Below are 16,283 nucleotides of genomic sequence, written 5' to 3'. Positions count from 1 at the left end.
GTTCGGGGGAACAATTCATGCGTCATTTCACGACCACCGCCGCGGCCGTCGCCTCGGTCGCCCTGCCCGCCGCCCTGCTGCCGGCGATCGTCCTGCCCACGACCGCCCTGGCCGCCGACCCCGAGGTCGTCGCAGGCAAGCCGGACATCAGCTGGCAGGACAGCCTGCCGCGTCGCACCGGCAAGGTGGCGCTGAGCGAAGGCAAGGCCTCGCTGGACCTGGGTCCGGACTTCTACTTCCTCGACGCCGCCGCCGCCCGCCGCGTGCTGACCGAGGGCTGGGGCAACCCGCCGGACGTGGCCGACGGCGTGCTGGGCATGATCCTGCCGGCCCGTTTCAAGCCGCTGGACGACGAGTCCTGGGGCGTCATCGTCACCTATCAGGACGTCGGCTATGTCGCGGACGAGGACGCCAAGACCACCGACTACGACAAGCTGCTGGTCGATCTGCGCCAGGGCGAAGACGAGGAGAACGCCTCGCGCGAGAAGGCCGGCTACAAGACCATCCACCTGAACGGCTGGGCCGAGCGACCGAGCTACGACGCCGGCAAGCACGTGCTGATCTGGGCCCGCGACCTGGAGATCGGTGGCGGCGAGGCCCACTCTCTGAACTACGACATCCGCGTGCTGGGCCGGAAGGGCGTCATCAGCCTCAACGCCGTGGCCGCGCCGGAGGCCCTGCCCGAGCTGCACGCCATGGCCGGCCGCATCGCCGCCACCGCCCAGTTCGACCAGGGCTCGCGCTATGTCGACTTCAAGCAGGGTGAGGACAAGGTCGCCGAGTTCGGCGTCGCCGGCCTGATCGCCGCCGGCGCGGGCGTGGCCGCGGCCAAGAAATTCGGCCTGCTGGCCCTGCTGATCGCCTTCGGCAAGAAGGGGATCGTGCTGATCATCGCCGCTTTCGGCGGCCTCGTGACCTGGTTCCGCAACAAGTTCGGCGGCGGCGGCAAGAAGGCCAAGAGCGACGCCACGCCGCCGGGTCCCGACCTGATCTCCTGATCCCGGCGCCCTATTCCCCGTCGTCCTCGTCATAGCCGACGAGGCGCAGGGCGCGGGCGGGGATGCCCTCCAGGGCGCACCAGCGCTCCAGGGCCTCCTCGCGGCCGTGGGTGATCCACACCTCGCCGGGCCGCAGCTCGGAAAGAGTGTCGGTCAGCTCGTCCCAGTCGGCGTGGTCGGAGATGATCAGCGGCAGCTCCACGCCGCGTTGCCGGGCGCGGGCGCGCACCCGCATCCAGCCGCTGGCGAAACAGTCGACCGGATCGGGAAAGCGCCGGCTCCAGCGGTCGGCCAGGGCCGAGGGCGGAGCGACGATGATGCTTCCCGCGAAGTCGCCCGTCTTGCCGCGCTCGGTGGTCGCCGGCGCCAGGGGGCCAAGATCGACGCCGTGGGCCTCGTAGAGCCGGTTCAGCCGCTCCATGGCGCCGTGCACATGGATCGTCCGGTCCCAGCCGGCCTCGCGCAGCAGGCTGATCACCCGCTGAGCCTTGCCCAGGGCGTAGGCGCCGACGATGTGGGCGCGCTCGGGAAACTGCTCGACCGATTTCAGCAGGGCGGCGATCTCGCCCTTGTCGTCGGGATGGCGGAAGACCGGCAGGCCGAAGGTGGCCTCGGTGACGAAGATGTCGCACGGCACGGGTTCGAACCGCGCGCAGGTGGGATCGCGGCGGCGCTTGTAGTCGCCGGAAACGACGATGGTCAGGCCCTTCCAGCGCACCACCGCCTGGGCCGAGCCCAGCACGTGGCCGGCCGGGACGAGGCTCACCTCGACGCCGTTGTGGGTGAAGCTTTCGCCGTAGGGAACCGCCTGGCGCTGGCCGGTGAAGTCCTCGCCATAGCGTTCGGCCATGATCGCCAGGGTCTCCGGCGTCGCCGCCACCATGCCGTGGCCGGCGCGAGCGTGATCGGAATGGCCATGGGTGATCACCGCCCGGTCCACGGGGCGGACCGGGTCGATATAGAAGTCGCCGGGCGGGCAGTAGAGCCCGGCGGGCTTCGGACAGAGAAGATCCTGCGGCTTGATCACGGCTGGATAAGACAACGCGCGATCCTGTAAGCCTATCCCTCCAAGACTAGAGAGCGGCATGAGCGAGACGGATCTGAACGAGCAGCACCGCCTCATCGCCAAGGCGATGAACGAAGGCAGCCCCCAGGCCAAGGCCCTGGGCTTCACCACCCTCGACATCGGCGACGGCGTCGCCGTGCTGAAGGTCCCCTATCGCACCGAGCTGGTCGGCGACCCGGAGACCGGGGTGATCGCCGGCGGGGTGGTGACCACCCTGCTCGACCACGCTTCGGGGCAAGCGGTGCACGCGGCCATGAGCACCTGGACCTCGATCGCCACCCTGGACCTGCGCATCGACTACATGCGGCCGGCCGAGCCGGGGAAGGACATCCTGGCCCGCGCCCACTGCTACAAGCTGACCCGTTCGGTCGCCTTCGTCCGGGCCGTGGCCTACGAGACCGATCCGGAAGATCCGATCGCCGCCGCCCAGGCCGCCTTCATGCTCGACTCCAGCGCCGGCAAGAAGGCGGGCGCCAACCTCAAGCCGCCCGGTTCGAGCAAGCAGGGCTCCAGCAAGAAGGAGGACGGCCAATGAGCGAAGCTCAAAGCCGCCTGGTCGCCGTTCTCGGCGCCATCCCCTACGCCAAGTTCATCGGCATGACCGCCGAACTGGCCGGCGACGAGATGACCGCCATCCTGCCGTTCTCGCCCGACATCGTCGGCAACCCGATGCTGCCGGCCATCCACGGCGGGGTGCTGGGGGCGTTCATGGAGATGACCGCCCTGGCCCAGCTGTCGATCGCCGAGACCCTGAAACGCCAGCCGCGCACCATCGACGTCTCGATCGAGTACCTGCGCTCGGGCCGGCCGCTGACGACCTACGCCCGCGCCCAGATCAAGAAGGTCGGCCGGCGGATCGCCAACGTCCATGTCGAGGCCTGGCAGGAACAACGCGCCGCCCCGATCGCGGCCCTGCGCGGCCACTTCCTGCTGACCGGGGCCGAGGACTGATCTGCCCTCCAGGCGGCGGCGCGGCGCAAGACGGCGCCACGTCGCCGCCAGCCAAGATAGCAATAATCATCCAGGTAATTGCCAATTAGCGCCGACATTAATCCCGTGTAATGCACATTACACGCGAGATAGTTTCTTAAAACGGCGTCATGACGCATAGGTAACGGGTGTTCATCCCTCGCCCGGCCTATACCCCTTTTCACCGGACGCGGACATCGCGCCGGGAAACAAACTCAGGGATCAGAACAATGACCTTCTCGAACAACGCCTTCGCTTCGCTGGCCAGCCTGGTGCTCGCCGTCCTGCCGCTCGTCATCGTCGCCGGCTCGCTGTCGCCGAGCTTCTGAGTGAGCGCCGCGTAGCTCCGCCGGCACAAACCCGGCGGGGCATGGCGCAATATTCAGCGCCATAGAATAGATTCGAAATAAACTGATACTTACCTATTTCTGCAAATATCGAACCGTTTCTTTTGCATCATCTATGCAGCAATATCGCCGGTTTTCGACCCCATATTCGCTCGAATATCGTCATCAAACATTGAATTACGGTCTCTAAAAGTCTCGATCCCGCAAGGACTTACTTTGCACTTCGCAAAAGTTGCCGCGGGCAAGGGGATAATCTTAGAGATGAACAAGACCAAGCTGGCCTGTCTGGCCACGACGGCGCTGTTCAGCGGCCTGCTTTCGGCCGCCGGCGCCTACGCCCAATCCACCGCCACCACGGAACTCGACGCCGTCGTCGTCACCGCCTCCAACGGCCCCAAGACCATCGACGGCGCCATGGTCGCCGAGACGGCGCCGAAGGCGAAGTACACGATCACCAACGAGTTCCTGTCGCGTCAGGCCGACGGCCAGACCATCCTGCAGTCGCTGAACCTGGTGCCCGGCGTCGTGTTCTCGAACAGCGACCCGTACGGCTCGTCGGGCGGCACGATCCGCCTGCACGGCCAGGACGGCGCCCACATCGGCTTCCTGCTCGACGGCGTGCCGCTGAACGACGGCGGCAACTACGCGATCTATTCGAACCAGCAGATGGACCCCGAGGTCATCTCGCAGGCCAACGTCAACACCGGCTCGACCGACGCCGACTCCGTGACGGCCTCGTCGACCGCCGGCGTCATCAACTACACCACCCTGAAGGCGACCAAGGACGCCGGCGTGGTGATGAAGGCGGGCGTCGGCACCGACAACTACCGCCGCGTCTTCGGCCTGGTGCAGACCGGCGAGTTCGGCCCGCTGGGCACCCGCGCCTGGGCTTCGCTGAGCTACCAGAAGTACGACAAGTTCAGGGGCGCCGGCGACCTCGAGAAGAAGCAGTTCAACGCCCGCATCGAGCAGGACCTGGTCAAGCCGGGCGACTTCGTGGCCCTGTCGGTGAACTACAACGAGAACCGCAACAACAGCTACTACGGCGACTATCTGTCCAATCTGGGCGGCACGACCTCGACCACCTCGCTGCCCGCCGACGTCGCCGTCTATGGCGCGGACTACGACTATCCGACGGCCTACACCGCCGTCTCGTCGACCGCCGGGACCAAGGACACCGCCGCCACCGCCAACACCAGCTACTACGGGATCAAGATCAACCCGTCGAACACGGGCACGATCCGCGGCCAGTCGCGCTTCACCCTGCTCGACAACCTGAAACTGACGATCGACCCGTCGTTCAACTACACCCTCGCCAACGGCGGCGGCGCGACCAACCTCTCCGAGACCAACGTCGTCCTGAAGAGCAACGCCTCCAGCGGCGTCGACCTGAACGGCGATGGCGACACGCTGGACACGGTCACGGTCTATTCGCCCAGCAACACCAACACCCGCCGCTATGACGTCAACAGCTCGCTGGTGTGGGACGTCGCCGATCACCACCGCGTCCGCTTCTCCTACGCCTGGGACGAGGCCCACACCCGCCAGACCGGCGAGTACAGCCTGCTCGACAGCAGCGGCAATCCCGACGACGTGTTCGGCGGCAAGGACGGCTACGGCACGGCCATCCTGAACGGCGACGGCGAAGTGGTGCAGAAGCGCAACCGCGCCTCGGTGGCCACCTTCAAGCAGTTCAGCGTCGAATACCGCGGCGAATTCCTCGACGAGCGCCTGATCGCCAACATCGGCGTGCGCGCCCCGACCCTCGAGCGCGAACTGAACCAGTTCTGCTACTCGCTGGCCGGCTCGTCCTCGACCGCCTACTGCACCACGCTGAGCCCGACCTCGACCTCGACCAAGGCCGACGGCGCGGTGGCCTCCAAGGTGGTGGTCAACGGCACGACCTACTTCTCGCCGTTCTCGGCCTCGAAGAGCTATGACGCGGTGCTGCCGAACATCGGCCTGTCGTACAGGCTGGCCGACGCCCACACCGTCTACGCCAGCTATTCGGAGCAGATGTCGGCGCCGAAGGTCGACAACCTGTACGCCCTGACCACGACGGGCGCCCTGGGCAGCGCCGATCCGGAAACCGGCCAGACGATCGAGCTGGGCTACCGCTTCCGCATCCCGGCGGTGATGGCCAGCGCCAGCATCTACCACACCGCGATCCAGAACCGGATCGTCACCACCATCGACCCGAACGACACCTCGACCTACATCGACCGCAACGTCGGCGACGTCGAGATCAACGGCTTCGACGGCCAGGTGGAGTGGAAGGTCGACGACAAGATGACGGCCTACGCCTCGGTCGCCTACACGGACGCCCAGCTGCAGGACAACCTCTATGTCAGCAGCACCCTGGGCTACGCCCAGACGGCCGGCAAGCAGGTGGTCGAGACCCCGAAGTGGACCTTCGGCGGCCGCCTGACCTACGACTTCGGCAAGTTCCAGGTCGGCTTCCAGGGCAAGTTCGTCGGCGATCGCTACATGACCGACGTCAACGACCAGAAGGTCAGCAGCTACACGGTGTTCGACGCCGACATCCGCTACGACCTGGGCGGCGACGGCTGGAAGAAGTCGTACATCCAGCTGAACGTGAACAACATCTTCGACGAGTTCTACTACGGCAACCTGGCCGGCACGCAGACCAGCGCCACCTACGGCGCGGCCGGCTACGGGCGCACCTACGCCTATGTCGGCGCCCCGCGCTCGGCCATCCTCAGCCTCAAGACGGCCTTCTAAGCCTTCTGAAGCTCAGTACGCGTAAGGGAGGGGCGGCTCGGCGACGGGCCGCCCCTTTTCTTTTCCGGACAGGGCCGCGGCCGTGCGGTGCAGGATGGCGTGGCGGTCGGCCAGGCGGTCGAGGTCGGGGTCGTAGCCGCCGCCGATCACCCCGACGACCGGGATCTCGCGCGACAGGCACGCCCCCAGCACCCGCGCCTCGCGGGCGACGATGCCGGCGTTGGTCAGCGACAGCCGGCCCAGCTTGTCGTCCGCATGCGGATCGACCCCGGCGTTGAAGAAGACGAGATCGGGCGAAACCCGCGCCAGCAGGTCCGGCAGGATCGCGTCCAGCCGAGCCAGATAGGCGCCGTCGTCCGTCCCATCGGGCAGCTCGACGTCGAGATCGCTGGCGGCCTTGCGGTGGGGAAAGTTCTTCTCGGCGTGCATCGAGAAGGTGAAGACGCTGGGATCGTCCTCGAAGATCCGCGCCGTGCCGTCGCCCTGGTGGACGTCGAGGTCGACGACCAGCACCTGGCTCACCCGCCCCTCCGCCTGCAGCAGCCGCGCGGCCACCGCCACGTCGTTGAACACGCAGAACCCCGCGCCGGAAGCCGCCTCGGCGTGATGGCTGCCGCCGGCGGTGTTGCAGGCGATCCCGTGCTGAAGGGCCAGACGCGCGGCCAGGATGGTGCCGCCGGTGGCGGCGCGGGCCCGGGTCGCCACGCTGTCGCTGTTGGGCATGCCGATGCGGCGCACGATGTCGGGCGGCAGGCAAAGCTCGACCACGCCACGCACATAGTCGTCCGTGTGCGCCAGGCGCAGGACCTCGAGCGGCGCGAACTCCGGCTTGTGGAAACCCTCCGGCCCCGGCAAGCCCTCGGCCTCCAGCAGGCTGGCCAGCTTCGAGAACTTGTCCATCGGAAAGCGGTGCCCGGGCGGCATTTCGGCCCGGAAGGCGGGGTGATGGACGATAGGCGGCATGGGCAAAGCATGGGCGCCGCGACCATGCGGCGCAAGGCTGACGCTATGGGCAGCCTTGCCCTATCGATCCGTGAAGCTTATCGCAGCGCACCATGCAGACGCCCGAGAACCTCGCCGAAATCCTCAGCCTCGAAGCCATCGAGGTGAACCTGTTCCGCGGGATCAGCCCCAATGACGGCTTTCCGCGCATCTTCGGCGGCCTGGTCATCGCCCAGGCCCTGACGGCGGCCTACAAGACCGTGCCCGACCGCGTCTGCCACTCGCTGCACGCCTACTTCATCCGCCCGGGCGACGTGAACGCTCCCGTCCTCTACGAGGTCGAGCGGGCCCGCGACGGCGGCACCTTCACCACCCGCCGGGTGGCCGCCATCCAGCACGGCGAGCAGATCTTCAACCTGGCCGCCTCGTTCCAGACGCCGGAAGTCGGGCTCGAGCACCAGTTCGAGGCCCCGGACGTGCCCGCGCCGGAAACCCTGCCCACCGAGGCCGAGTATCTGCGCAGCCTGGGCGACCAGATCCATCCCAAGATGCTGGCCTTCATGGAGCGCCCGCGCCCCGTGGACCTGCGCTGGATCGACCCGCAGAACCCGGTGAAGCCCGAGAAGAAGTCGAGCGAAAAGCAGGTCTGGATGCGCGCCGTCGCCCCGCTGGGCGAGGACATCCGCATGCAGCAGGCCGCTCTGGCCTACGCTTCCGACATGGCCTTCATGGAAAGCGCCCTGCGCCCGCACGGCCTGGTCTGGACGACGCCGGGCCTGCAGGCCGCCAGCCTCGACCACGCCATGTGGTTCCACCACCCCTTCGACTTCAACGACTGGACCCTGTTCGCCCAGGACAGCCCCAGCGCCTCGCAGGGCCGCGGCCTGGTGCGCGGCCAGATGTTCAGCCGCAACGGCAAGCTGGTGGCGTCGGTGGCGCAGGAATGCCTGATGCGGATCCGGAAGTAGGCGCTTAGCGCCTACCCCCGCCCAGTCACCGAGGCCAGCGCCCGGGCGATCTGGTGGACATTGTAGGGCTTGCGCACGATCGGGGCGTCGAAGCCCATCGGAGCGGCCTTGTCGGCGTAGCCCGTGGCGAACACGAACGGCCGGCCTTCCCTACGCAGCACCTCGGCCACCGGGGCGACCGACTGGCCGTTGAGGTCGGCGTCGAGCACGGCCGCGTCGAACTCCTGCTCCAGCATCGCCAGGGCCTCGCCCAGTTCGGCCGCGCAGCCGACCACCTCGACGCCGCTGTCCTCCAGGCCCGCTTCCAGCTCCATGGCCAGCAGCAGCGAGTCCTCGACGATCAGCACCTTCAGGCCGGCGATGGCCCCGGCGCGGAAATTCTCGTCGCCGCCGCCGATGGTCTCGACGATCCGTTCGGGCTCGGCCTCGACCGGTTCCGGCTCGGGACCGTCGGCCAGGGCGGCCGGCGCGGCGTGGATCATCGCCGACACCCCGCTGCGGCGGTAGTCGATCTTGGCCTCGCCGCCCAGCTCGCGGCCGACCACGTCCTCGACCAGGGTGGCGCCGAAGCCGCGCGTCGTCGGCGGATTGGTCACCGGGCCGCCGGTCTCCAGCCATTCCAGGCTGAAGCCGCCGTCGGGCGAACGGCGCCAGACGATCTCGACCCGGCCGCTCTCGGTCGACAGCGAGCCGTACTTCACCGCATTGACCGCCAGTTCGTGCAGGGCCAGCGACAGGGCGGCCGCCGCACGCGGCGTCAGGAACAGTTCCGGCCCGTCCCAGCGGGTCTGGTTGGGGGCCAGCCCGCCCAGTTCGGCGGCGGCGATCCGGCCCAGGGTGGCCCCGCGCCAGCGGGCGGCGCTGATCAGGTCGTGGGCCGAACTCATCGACTTCAGCCGCGCGGCGAAGGTCTTGAGGAAGGCGTCCAGCGACGAGCTCTTGCGGGCCGACTGGGCGGCCACCGACTGCACCACCGCCAGCAGGTTCTTGATGCGGTGGTCGAGCTCGGCCACCAGGTTGTCGCGCCGCTCGTCGGCCTCGCGCTGGTCGGTGATGTCCTGCACCACGCCGATGAGCAGGTCGGGCTTGCCCTCGCCGTCGAGCACCATGACGCCGCAGCCGCGGCTCCAGCGTTCGCGACCGTCGGGACTGGCGGCGCGGCGATACTCCACCTCGTAGCGGCCGCCTTCGTGCAGCTGCGCCCGCAGGTCGTCGCGGGTCATCTCGCGGTCGTCGGGATGGACATAGGGCCAGATGGCCTTGCCCTCCTCGGCCGGCATCTCGCCGGCGGGCACCCCGCTGATCCGCGCCATCCGCTCGCTGATGCGCAGGTGGTCGGTCTTGATGTTCCACTCGAACTCGCCCAGGCGCGCGGCCGTCAGGGCCAGGGCCAGGCGTTCGCCGTCGAGCAGGCGCTCGGCCTCGGCCCGCGCCTGGTCGGCGCCGCGGATCAGTTCCTCGACCGCCAGGTCGGCCAGTTCGGACAGCGCCTCGAGCAGGTCCGGCGCGGCCTCGCCACGCGGCGCATCGTCCTCGACGGCCAGAACGCCGACCACCAGGCCGCGAGGGTCGCGCAGCGGCGCGCAGGCCAGGAAGCCGGCGCCGCCGGCCACGTCGGCGTGCTGCGAGGAGCGGCTGCAGCGCAGCACGATGTCGGCCAGCGGCGTCTGTCGGGAAATCGTCGGATTGGCGTGGCCGACGCGTCCGGCCAGGCGGATGTGGTCGACCTCGATCAGCAGCAGGGCCGCGCGCGGGGCTTCGAACAGCCGCGCCGCCAGCCGGGTCAGGCGCGAGAGACGCGGGTCGTCGGCATCCTTCCACGCTTCGGCCAGAGCCGTCGCCGCCCGCAGTCTACGGGCCTCCTGATCCGATGCTCGTTCTGCATCCGCGTCCGCCATGATTCGAACATAGACCGCCTTCCCGTCACGCGCGAGCGGCGATCACCCCGTATTGGGGCGTTCGCACGCGATCTTCTGTGGTGAAGCTTTCGCGGTGACGCTAAGATGGGAACTGGCCGCACGGGCTCCGCGTTGACGGGGCGCAGCTTGATGCTGCATTCCCGTACAGCCTGCCGCGAACCGGAGACGAGATCATGCCCGCGAACGCCTTGAATCCTGCTCTCAAAGAAGCCGACAAGGCGCAGGCCGCCGCCGGCGTGGCCGCCGAGCACGCCGAACGCAGCTTCGCCGAAGCCGCGTCGGCCGCGAAGGCCAGCTTCGCCGACGCCGCCAAGCGCCTCGAGAAGAACCTCCTCGAAGGCTTCGACACCCTGCGCGCCCAGAGCCGCACCTACACCGACACCGCCGGCGCCCAGCTGGAAGACGCCCAGAAGTACGTCTCCGAGCGCGTGCGCGAACGTCCGATCACCGCCACCCTGGCCGGTCTCGGCGTCGGCGTTCTCCTGGGCCTCCTGCTCGCGGGCGGCCGCAGCCACAACAAGTGATCTTCGAAAAGACCCTGATGACGCTGGCAGCGGCCGCGGCGATCGCCGCGGCCGCTGCCGTGAGCGTGTTCGCCGCCGCCTTCGCGCTGTTCGCGGTGCTGGCCCCGTTCCTGACGCCCGCCGGCGCGGCCGCCGTGGTCGCCGCGGTGACGGCCTTCATCGTCGCCGTGGCCGGCCTGATCGCCGCCAACCGGGCCGAGGCCAAGCGCGTCCGCCACACCCCGACGCCGGAAGTGAACGGCTTCGCCGAACGCATCGTCGACATCGTCAAGGACCGGCCGATCCTGTCGATCGGCGCGGCCCTGGCGGCCGGCGTCTTCGCGCTCAGGAACCCGACCTTCACGGCGGCCGTCGCCCAGGCCTTCATGGCTTCGAGACAACCACCGCCCCGGCGCTGAAACTTCCGCTGAAGTTTTTTCCGCGCCGCCGTCTAGCTTTCAACCGCCCCCGGCCCATTTCCCGGGGGCGTTTCGCCATGGAGCAACCATGTTCAAGCTGCCCGACCTGCCCTACGCCTACGAGGCGCTTCAGCCGACCATCTCGGCCAACACGCTGCACTTCCACCACGACAAGCACCACGCGGCGTACGTCAACGCCCTGAACGGCCTGCTGCCGGAAGGCGACACCCGCTCGCTGGAAGCCGTCATCGCCGACGCCGGCCCGGGCAAGGTGTTCAACAACGCCGCCCAGGCCTGGAACCACGCCTTCTTCTGGGACTGCATGAGCGCCGACACCCAGGGTCCGGGCGAAGCCCTGGCCAAGGCCATCGACGAGACCTTCGGCGGCCTGGCCGGCCTGAAGGAAAAGTTCGTCGCCGAGGGCGTCGGCCACTTCGGTTCGGGCTGGGCCTGGCTGGTCGCCGAAGGCGCCAAGCTGTCGCTGATCTCGACCCACGACGCCGACGGCGCCATGACCAAGCCGGGCGTGACCCCGCTGCTGGTCTGCGACGTGTGGGAGCACGCCTACTACCTCGACCACCAGAACAACCGTAAGGGCTTCCTGGAAGCCTGGTTCGACGCCCTGCCCAACTGGGCGTTCGCCGACGCCCAGTACGCCGCGGCCCAAGGCCAGGGCGAAGCCTGGAAGTACCCGGTCTAATCGACCGATCGAGGGCCGACCTCGAGAAGGGCGGGATCGCAAGGTCCCGCCCTTCTTGCGTTCAGGGGGTTTTGCAGTTGGGCCGACGGTTGACCGCCCAGGTGCGCCAGACCACGAAGCCGGTGCGCTCGAAGGCCATGGCGGTGATCCGCATCTCGGTCTCGTCGGCCTCGATGATGTTGAAGCTGGGCGGCACGCCGCGCTCGCGCACCGACAGCGTGCCCGAGCCCACCGCCTGGGTGCAGCCGCCGGCATAGGGATAGGCGTGCACGAACGGGGCGTGGATGTGCCCGGTCAAGACGAGATCCGCTCCGGCCTCGGCGAAGGCCAGGGCCGCGGCCTCGCCGCCGCGCACCTTGGCGGTCATCGGCCCGCCCATCATCTCGATCAGCGGATGGTGGCAGACCACCACCTTCAGCCGCCCGGCCGGCTCGGCCTGCAGGCGACGGGTCACCGCCCTGGTCTGCGAGCGCGACACCGCTCCCTTCGACCAGTTCCAACGGATCTGGGCGCCGCGCGCCGAATTGAGCGTGAACACCGCCGCCCGCTCGTCGCGGAACGATAGGCCATCGGCGTCGCCGAACCGCGCCTCATAGCGCCGCCAGGGCGTCGCCAGCCGCTCCAGGATCTCGATCGGCCCCTTGAACGGGGTGTCGTGATTGCCCGGCGCCAGCAGCTGCGGCTGGGGCAGGCGCGCGAACCAGGCGCGGGCGGCGTCGAACTCGACCTGGGCGCCGTCCTTGGTCAGGTCGCCGGCGCCGATCACCAGGTCGGGCCTGGCCGCATGGATGCACTCGACCGCCGCCTCGACGGCCTGCGGGTGCTCGCCGCCGAAGTGGACGTCGGAGACCTGGACCATCTTGAAGACGGGTGAAACCGGCCCTGTCACGGGGCGTCGTCCTTCAGGGCCAGGGCGCGGAAGGCCTTGGGGCGGAAACGGATCGAGACGTGATCGTCCAGCCGCACCGGCTCGCCGTCGAGGATGGCGGGGATCCGCCCGCCGGCCCAGGCCCGGCCGATCCGGCAGCGCTGGACGCTGACCGCCGGGTCGTTGCGCCAGTCGCCGGTCACCGTCTTCACGCCCAGGCGGAAGATGTCGAGGGCGTTGGTCGGGTCGAGGGCCGCGGCCTCCAGGGCCCGCTCGTCGGCGTCCATGCCGCTGGAGACCAGGGGGCACATCAGGGTCAGGGCCTCGGCCTTCTCCTTGGGCCGGCCGTCAAGCACGTAGCGCAGGCGGCTGGAGAAGGCGCGGCGCAGGGCCCGCTGGGCGCGCATGATCGCGAGGTCCGCCCGCCCCTGGCGCGCGGCCTCGCGCGCCTCGGCCCACAGAGCGGGACTGCCCAGGATGGCGGCGACGAAGAACAGGCGGCCGGCCACCTCGCCGCCGGAGATCATCTTTTCCTCGCCGTGGGTCAGGCAGGCCTTCAGGGCCTGGGGCCAGGCGCGCTCGCCATAGAGGGCGCGGGGCAGCATGTTCATGGTGCCGCCGGGCAAAGGCGCGACCAGCGGCCCGTCTGGACCGGCCATCTCGGCCGCCGCCCGGGCGGTGCCGTCGCCGGCCAGCACGAACAGCACGTCGGGCTTGCGGGCCAGGGCTTCGCTCAGGCACGGCTCCAGCTCGCCGCCAGCCGGCGCATGGACCCTGGCGTCGACGCCGTGCTCGGCCAGAATGGCCTCAGCCTGGGCGGGTCCGTCCCGTCCGACCGATCCCGAGGCGCTGTTGGCGACCAGTTCGACGCGCATGGAGGCTCCCGACGGCGCGGTCCCGAACGGCCGCCGTCCGGAGCTAACGGCGGCGCTTGGCCAGGGTTCCCCGGAGTTCCCCCAGAGCTCCCAAGCCGACCGTCGAGCGGCTCGCCGGAACTTCCGGTGGTGGTGCTCCGTTTGACTGGCCGGGACACGCTCGAACGGAGAGCCACGATGAAAACCACAATGATCGCCCTGGTCGGCGTCGGCCTGCTCGCCAGCGCCTGCACCGCCACCGGCAACACCGAACGCAACGCCGCCGGCGGCGCGGCCCTCGGCGCCCTCGCCGGCGCCGTGATCGGCAACAATGTCGGCGCGGGCGACGCAGGCACGGGCGCGGCCATCGGCGCGGCCATCGGCGGCACCGCGGGCGCCGTGAAGGGCTGTCGCGAAGACGGCGGCTGCGGCGCCACCAACGTCAATCGTCGCCAGTACTATGACGAGCGCGCCGGACGGTATTACTACTACGACTCGCGCAGCGGTCGTTATTTCTGGGAAGACGGCAGCCCCCGCTGAGGCGGCGTCGTCCAACAGGGTTTCGAAGGCGGTCGACGCGCGTCGGCCGCCTTTGGCATGTTCGCGATCGGCGGGTTTCACGAAGAGGGGCTACGAATGAACAAGGCTGGCGTCTGGATCGCGGCTGCGGCGATCGGAGCAACGATGACGGGGTGCGCCACCGGGCCCTGGCCCAAGTCGCGATCGCAGATAGAGGCCTTGCCGGCCGCCTGTGACGACTTCTCGGTGTCGATCTATTTCGACCGCGACTCCGCGGCGATCACGCGCGAGGCCCGGCAGGTGCTGCGCGGCGCCGCCGACCTGGCCAAGGGCTGCACGGCCAAGAACGTCCACGTGGTGGGCCTGGCCGACGCGGTCGGCGCGCCCGACGCCAATCTGGCCCTGTCGCAACGCCGCGCCAGCGAGGTCACCGCCGCCCTGGCCAAGGTCGGCTTCCGCCAGGTGTCGTTCGAGGTCTCGGCGGCCGGCGACGCGGGCGCGATCACCCGTGACGGCGAGGCCAGGCCCCTGCGCCGCCGCGCCGACGTGCGCATCGATCTCGAGGCGCCGCCCAAGCGCTGACCCCAGGTCCATCGGACCGCGCATGAAGAAAGGCGGGCCGGTGGTCCGGTCCGCCTGAGGCATGACAGAAAAGGGGGGTGCGGAGGCGACAGGCTGGCTTTCACCAGCCTCAAGTCGGGGGGGCGTCGCCGCCTCCGCAAAGAGTAAACGACCTCCCCCAGGCGGCGTTCCCAACAATCCGAAATATTTTTCGCCTCCTCGGCGAGCGGATATTCCGCCCCCTCGACGATCGCCTTGGCTGGAACATGGCCGTGCGCGGAACGTTGTTTCTTCGACCCGCGACATCGCGGGCGAATGGGGAGCGACGTGATGATCCGCGCCTATCAAGCCGCGCATGGCGGACTGGTCTTCGAAACCCAGCGTCGACGCAAGCAGGCCCGGAGTTCGCGGCTGCTCGCCCTGGCGACGGTGCTGGGCATGGCGCTGGCGGTCGGCACCGTCCAGCATTTCGCCACCGCCTGGCTCGACGCCGACCACGCCGCCTCGAAAGGCGCGGCCTGGACCGTCGCGAATTAAGTCAGGAGGTCCCCATGGCGACCGACATCAATACCGAACACAGCCCCACCCTGAAGGCCACGCGCGCCCGCCAGGGCCGCTGGGGCCGCCACATCTTCTGGGTGCTGGTGATCTCGACCGTCTTGGCGGCCATCGCCCTGTTCGGGGCCTGGGGCATGCGCTCGGGCGATCTGGCCTCGGTCCAGCACAACACCGGCGCCGACACCCCGGCCGAAGCCGCCCAGGGCACGACCGTGCAGACCGCGCCCAAGCAGACCCCGGCCGAGAAGACCGCGCCCGCCCACTAAGGTCTTCGCGTTTTCGACAAAGAAAAAGGCCCCGGCGATCGCTCGCCGGGGCCTTCGTCTTTTTCAGCCTCGCGCGTCAGGCCGCCTGGCGGGTCCGGCGCGGATGGAAGAACAGCGCCTGGCCGATGGCGGCCTTCACCGTTTCCGGCTGGAACGGCTTGGTGATCAGGAAGGTCGGCTCCGGACGCTCGCCGGTCAGCAGGCGCTCGGGGAAGGCGGTGATGAAGATCACCGGCACGTCGAGGCGGGCCAGGATGTCCTTCACCGCGTCGATGCCCGACGAGCCGTCGGCCAGCTGGATGTCGGCCAGAACGAGGCCCGGGGTCTTGCGGGCGACGGCGTCGACCGCTTCGCCACGGGTGGCGGCGATGTCGATCACGTCGTGACCCAGCTCGCGCACCAGCGCCTCGATGTCGGCGGCGATGACGGGCTCGTCCTCGATGATCAGCACCTCGGTGGCCAGTTCGGCGTCGATCTCGCTCTGGGCGTCGGCGATCAGCCGCTCGACCTCGCCGAAGTCGCAGTCGAGGATCTGGGCGGCCTCGGTCGGCGTGAAGCCTTCGAGGGCGGTCAGCAAAAACGCCTGACGCGAACGCGGGGCGATGCGCAGCAGGCGCTGCGAGGCGTCGTCGGAGAGGTCGTCGCGACGCGCTTCAAGCTGGGCGCCCGAGGACAGCCAGATGGCGTGGAAGACGCGATAGAGCGCCACGCGCGGCGACAGCGCGGCATCGAGCGAGCGTTCGCCGGCGGCCAGGGCCTCCAGCGCGACGCGGACATAGTGATCACCGGTGGTCTGATCCCCGGTCAGCGCGCGGGCGTAACGGCGAACGTAGGGCAGGTGCGGCGCCAGTCGGGCAAGAAGACTCATGACCCCTCCCGTAGAGTGTCTTCGAAACAAAAAAGGTCGTCCATCACGGCAAAGCTATGCCGTTCGATCGGGAGCATAACGTGCCCTGCGCGACGACGGTTCCGCAGCAACTCGATTTTTGGCACTCTACGCTCAAGCTTATGGAACCCGATGCGGAATCTGGCGTTGACCTCCAGCATTTATAAATTCGGCCGCAGGGGGCGGACGCTGCGCACA

19 protein-coding genes are annotated in these 16,283 nt (G+C 69.0%); 13 read left to right on the top strand and 6 right to left on the bottom strand.

The features are described from left to right. Positions 1-17 precede the first annotated feature (17 nt). The gene (locus AC1RRS_RS04975; RefSeq protein ID WP_492854178.1) at positions 18-998 is read left to right on the top strand and encodes a DUF2167 domain-containing protein; all 981 of its coding nucleotides are present in this window, start codon (positions 18-20) and stop codon (positions 996-998) included. Positions 999-1,008: 10 nt separating this feature from the next. Here AC1RRS_RS04975 and AC1RRS_RS04970 read toward each other — a convergent pair whose 3' ends face one another. Further along, a complete protein-coding gene (locus tag AC1RRS_RS04970; protein WP_492854177.1) occupies positions 1,009-2,040 on the bottom strand; it encodes a ligase-associated DNA damage response exonuclease in 1,032 nt (343 codons plus the stop codon). A 43-nt stretch (positions 2,041-2,083) separates the two neighbouring features. Between AC1RRS_RS04970 and AC1RRS_RS04965 the strand changes: the two genes are divergently transcribed. From AC1RRS_RS04965 to AC1RRS_RS04950, 4 genes are all read left to right on the top strand, one after another. Then, positions 2,084-2,599: a PaaI family thioesterase gene (locus AC1RRS_RS04965; protein ID WP_492854176.1), complete on the top strand. Its 516-nt coding sequence runs from the start codon at positions 2,084-2,086 to the stop codon at positions 2,597-2,599. Next, on the top strand, positions 2,596-3,015 hold the full coding sequence (locus tag AC1RRS_RS04960; protein ID WP_110118957.1) for a PaaI family thioesterase: 420 nt from the start codon (positions 2,596-2,598) through the stop codon (positions 3,013-3,015). The genes AC1RRS_RS04965 and AC1RRS_RS04960 overlap by 4 nt, the downstream gene beginning before the upstream one ends. A gap of 248 nt (positions 3,016-3,263) precedes the next feature. Then, a complete protein-coding gene (locus AC1RRS_RS04955) occupies positions 3,264-3,362 on the top strand; it encodes a hypothetical protein (protein WP_233245198.1) in 99 nt (32 codons plus the stop codon). A gap of 279 nt (positions 3,363-3,641) precedes the next feature. Beyond that, positions 3,642-6,122, top strand: coding sequence for a TonB-dependent receptor (locus AC1RRS_RS04950; RefSeq protein ID WP_492854175.1), 2,481 nt, complete (start codon positions 3,642-3,644; stop codon positions 6,120-6,122). A 12-nt stretch (positions 6,123-6,134) separates the two neighbouring features. Here AC1RRS_RS04950 and AC1RRS_RS04945 read toward each other — a convergent pair whose 3' ends face one another. After that, the gene (locus AC1RRS_RS04945) at positions 6,135-7,085 is read right to left on the bottom strand and encodes a histone deacetylase family protein (RefSeq protein ID WP_492854174.1); all 951 of its coding nucleotides are present in this window, start codon (positions 7,083-7,085) and stop codon (positions 6,135-6,137) included. A gap of 92 nt (positions 7,086-7,177) precedes the next feature. Here AC1RRS_RS04945 and AC1RRS_RS04940 point away from each other — a divergent pair, with 92 nt between their 5' ends. Next, the gene (locus tag AC1RRS_RS04940) at positions 7,178-8,032 is read left to right on the top strand and encodes an acyl-CoA thioesterase (protein WP_492854173.1); all 855 of its coding nucleotides are present in this window, start codon (positions 7,178-7,180) and stop codon (positions 8,030-8,032) included. 11 nt (positions 8,033-8,043) lie between these two features. On the opposite strand, the gene AC1RRS_RS04935 is transcribed toward AC1RRS_RS04940, so the two are convergent. After that, entirely contained in the window at positions 8,044-9,930 is a 1,887-nt protein-coding gene (locus AC1RRS_RS04935; RefSeq protein ID WP_492854172.1) for an HWE histidine kinase domain-containing protein, read from the bottom strand. A 194-nt stretch (positions 9,931-10,124) separates the two neighbouring features. Between AC1RRS_RS04935 and AC1RRS_RS04930 the strand changes: the two genes are divergently transcribed. From AC1RRS_RS04930 to AC1RRS_RS04920, 3 genes are all read left to right on the top strand, one after another. Beyond that, entirely contained in the window at positions 10,125-10,475 is a 351-nt protein-coding gene (locus AC1RRS_RS04930) for a hypothetical protein (RefSeq protein ID WP_110118962.1), read from the top strand. A gap of 17 nt (positions 10,476-10,492) precedes the next feature. Beyond that, the gene (locus AC1RRS_RS04925; protein WP_110118964.1) at positions 10,493-10,873 is read left to right on the top strand and encodes a hypothetical protein; all 381 of its coding nucleotides are present in this window, start codon (positions 10,493-10,495) and stop codon (positions 10,871-10,873) included. An 88-nt stretch (positions 10,874-10,961) separates the two neighbouring features. After that, entirely contained in the window at positions 10,962-11,573 is a 612-nt protein-coding gene (locus tag AC1RRS_RS04920; protein WP_487288876.1) for a superoxide dismutase, read from the top strand. Between the two features lie 61 nt (positions 11,574-11,634). On the opposite strand, the gene AC1RRS_RS04915 is transcribed toward AC1RRS_RS04920, so the two are convergent. Both AC1RRS_RS04915 and AC1RRS_RS04910 read right to left on the bottom strand, forming a co-directional pair. Further along, positions 11,635-12,462 (bottom strand): metallophosphoesterase family protein, encoded by an 828-nt coding sequence (locus AC1RRS_RS04915; protein WP_492854171.1) that lies wholly within the window; start codon positions 12,460-12,462, stop codon positions 11,635-11,637. After that, a complete protein-coding gene (locus AC1RRS_RS04910) occupies positions 12,459-13,316 on the bottom strand; it encodes a diacylglycerol/lipid kinase family protein (protein ID WP_492854170.1) in 858 nt (285 codons plus the stop codon). The genes AC1RRS_RS04915 and AC1RRS_RS04910 overlap by 4 nt, the downstream gene beginning before the upstream one ends. Positions 13,317-13,493: 177 nt before the next feature. Between AC1RRS_RS04910 and AC1RRS_RS04905 the strand changes: the two genes are divergently transcribed. The 4 genes from AC1RRS_RS04905 (at position 13,494) to AC1RRS_RS04890 (ending at position 15,199) form a co-directional block, all read left to right on the top strand. After that, entirely contained in the window at positions 13,494-13,835 is a 342-nt protein-coding gene (locus AC1RRS_RS04905; RefSeq protein ID WP_110133347.1) for a YMGG-like glycine zipper-containing protein, read from the top strand. A 198-nt stretch (positions 13,836-14,033) separates the two neighbouring features. Beyond that, positions 14,034-14,396: an OmpA family protein gene (locus AC1RRS_RS04900; RefSeq protein WP_492854169.1), complete on the top strand. Its 363-nt coding sequence runs from the start codon at positions 14,034-14,036 to the stop codon at positions 14,394-14,396. 309 nt (positions 14,397-14,705) lie between these two features. Then, entirely contained in the window at positions 14,706-14,912 is a 207-nt protein-coding gene (locus tag AC1RRS_RS04895) for a hypothetical protein (protein ID WP_487288871.1), read from the top strand. Between the two features lie 14 nt (positions 14,913-14,926). Next, positions 14,927-15,199, top strand: a complete 273-nt coding sequence (locus AC1RRS_RS04890) for a hypothetical protein (protein WP_492854168.1) — start codon at positions 14,927-14,929, stop codon at positions 15,197-15,199. Positions 15,200-15,275: 76 nt separating this feature from the next. Here the strand turns inward: AC1RRS_RS04890 and phyR are convergent, their stop codons facing one another. Then, positions 15,276-16,067 (bottom strand): anti-anti sigma factor/receiver protein PhyR, encoded by a 792-nt coding sequence (gene phyR, locus AC1RRS_RS04885; protein ID WP_110118972.1) that lies wholly within the window; start codon positions 16,065-16,067, stop codon positions 15,276-15,278. Between the last annotated feature and the right edge of the window lie 216 nt (positions 16,068-16,283).

It is taken from the genome of Caulobacter sp. GW821-FHT12A07, assembly GCF_058807655.1.
This window is presented reverse-complemented; position numbering and strand designations above follow the sequence as displayed.

Bases quoted from the DNA above. Each gene is read 5' to 3' on its own strand.
- AC1RRS_RS04975 (WP_492854178.1), top strand. From the start codon at position 18: ATGCGTCATTTCACGACCACCGCCGCGGCCGTCGCCTCGGTCGCCCTG.
- AC1RRS_RS04965 (WP_492854176.1), top strand. From the start codon at position 2,084: ATGAGCGAGACGGATCTGAACGAGCAGCACCGCCTCATCGCCAAGGCG.
- AC1RRS_RS04960 (WP_110118957.1), top strand. From the start codon at position 2,596: ATGAGCGAAGCTCAAAGCCGCCTGGTCGCCGTTCTCGGCGCCATCCCC.
- AC1RRS_RS04955 (WP_233245198.1), top strand. From the start codon at position 3,264: ATGACCTTCTCGAACAACGCCTTCGCTTCGCTGGCCAGCCTGGTGCTC.
- AC1RRS_RS04950 (WP_492854175.1), top strand. From the start codon at position 3,642: ATGAACAAGACCAAGCTGGCCTGTCTGGCCACGACGGCGCTGTTCAGC.
- AC1RRS_RS04945 (WP_492854174.1), bottom strand. From the start codon at position 7,085: ATGCCGCCTATCGTCCATCACCCCGCCTTCCGGGCCGAAATGCCGCCC.
- AC1RRS_RS04940 (WP_492854173.1), top strand. From the start codon at position 7,178: ATGCAGACGCCCGAGAACCTCGCCGAAATCCTCAGCCTCGAAGCCATC.
- AC1RRS_RS04935 (WP_492854172.1), bottom strand. From the start codon at position 9,930: ATGGCGGACGCGGATGCAGAACGAGCATCGGATCAGGAGGCCCGTAGA.
- AC1RRS_RS04930 (WP_110118962.1), top strand. From the start codon at position 10,125: ATGCCCGCGAACGCCTTGAATCCTGCTCTCAAAGAAGCCGACAAGGCG.
- AC1RRS_RS04925 (WP_110118964.1), top strand. From the start codon at position 10,493: ATGACGCTGGCAGCGGCCGCGGCGATCGCCGCGGCCGCTGCCGTGAGC.
- AC1RRS_RS04920 (WP_487288876.1), top strand. From the start codon at position 10,962: ATGTTCAAGCTGCCCGACCTGCCCTACGCCTACGAGGCGCTTCAGCCG.
- AC1RRS_RS04910 (WP_492854170.1), bottom strand. From the start codon at position 13,316: ATGCGCGTCGAACTGGTCGCCAACAGCGCCTCGGGATCGGTCGGACGG.
- AC1RRS_RS04905 (WP_110133347.1), top strand. From the start codon at position 13,494: ATGAAAACCACAATGATCGCCCTGGTCGGCGTCGGCCTGCTCGCCAGC.
- AC1RRS_RS04895 (WP_487288871.1), top strand. From the start codon at position 14,706: ATGATCCGCGCCTATCAAGCCGCGCATGGCGGACTGGTCTTCGAAACC.
- AC1RRS_RS04890 (WP_492854168.1), top strand. From the start codon at position 14,927: ATGGCGACCGACATCAATACCGAACACAGCCCCACCCTGAAGGCCACG.
- phyR (WP_110118972.1), bottom strand. From the start codon at position 16,067: ATGAGTCTTCTTGCCCGACTGGCGCCGCACCTGCCCTACGTTCGCCGT.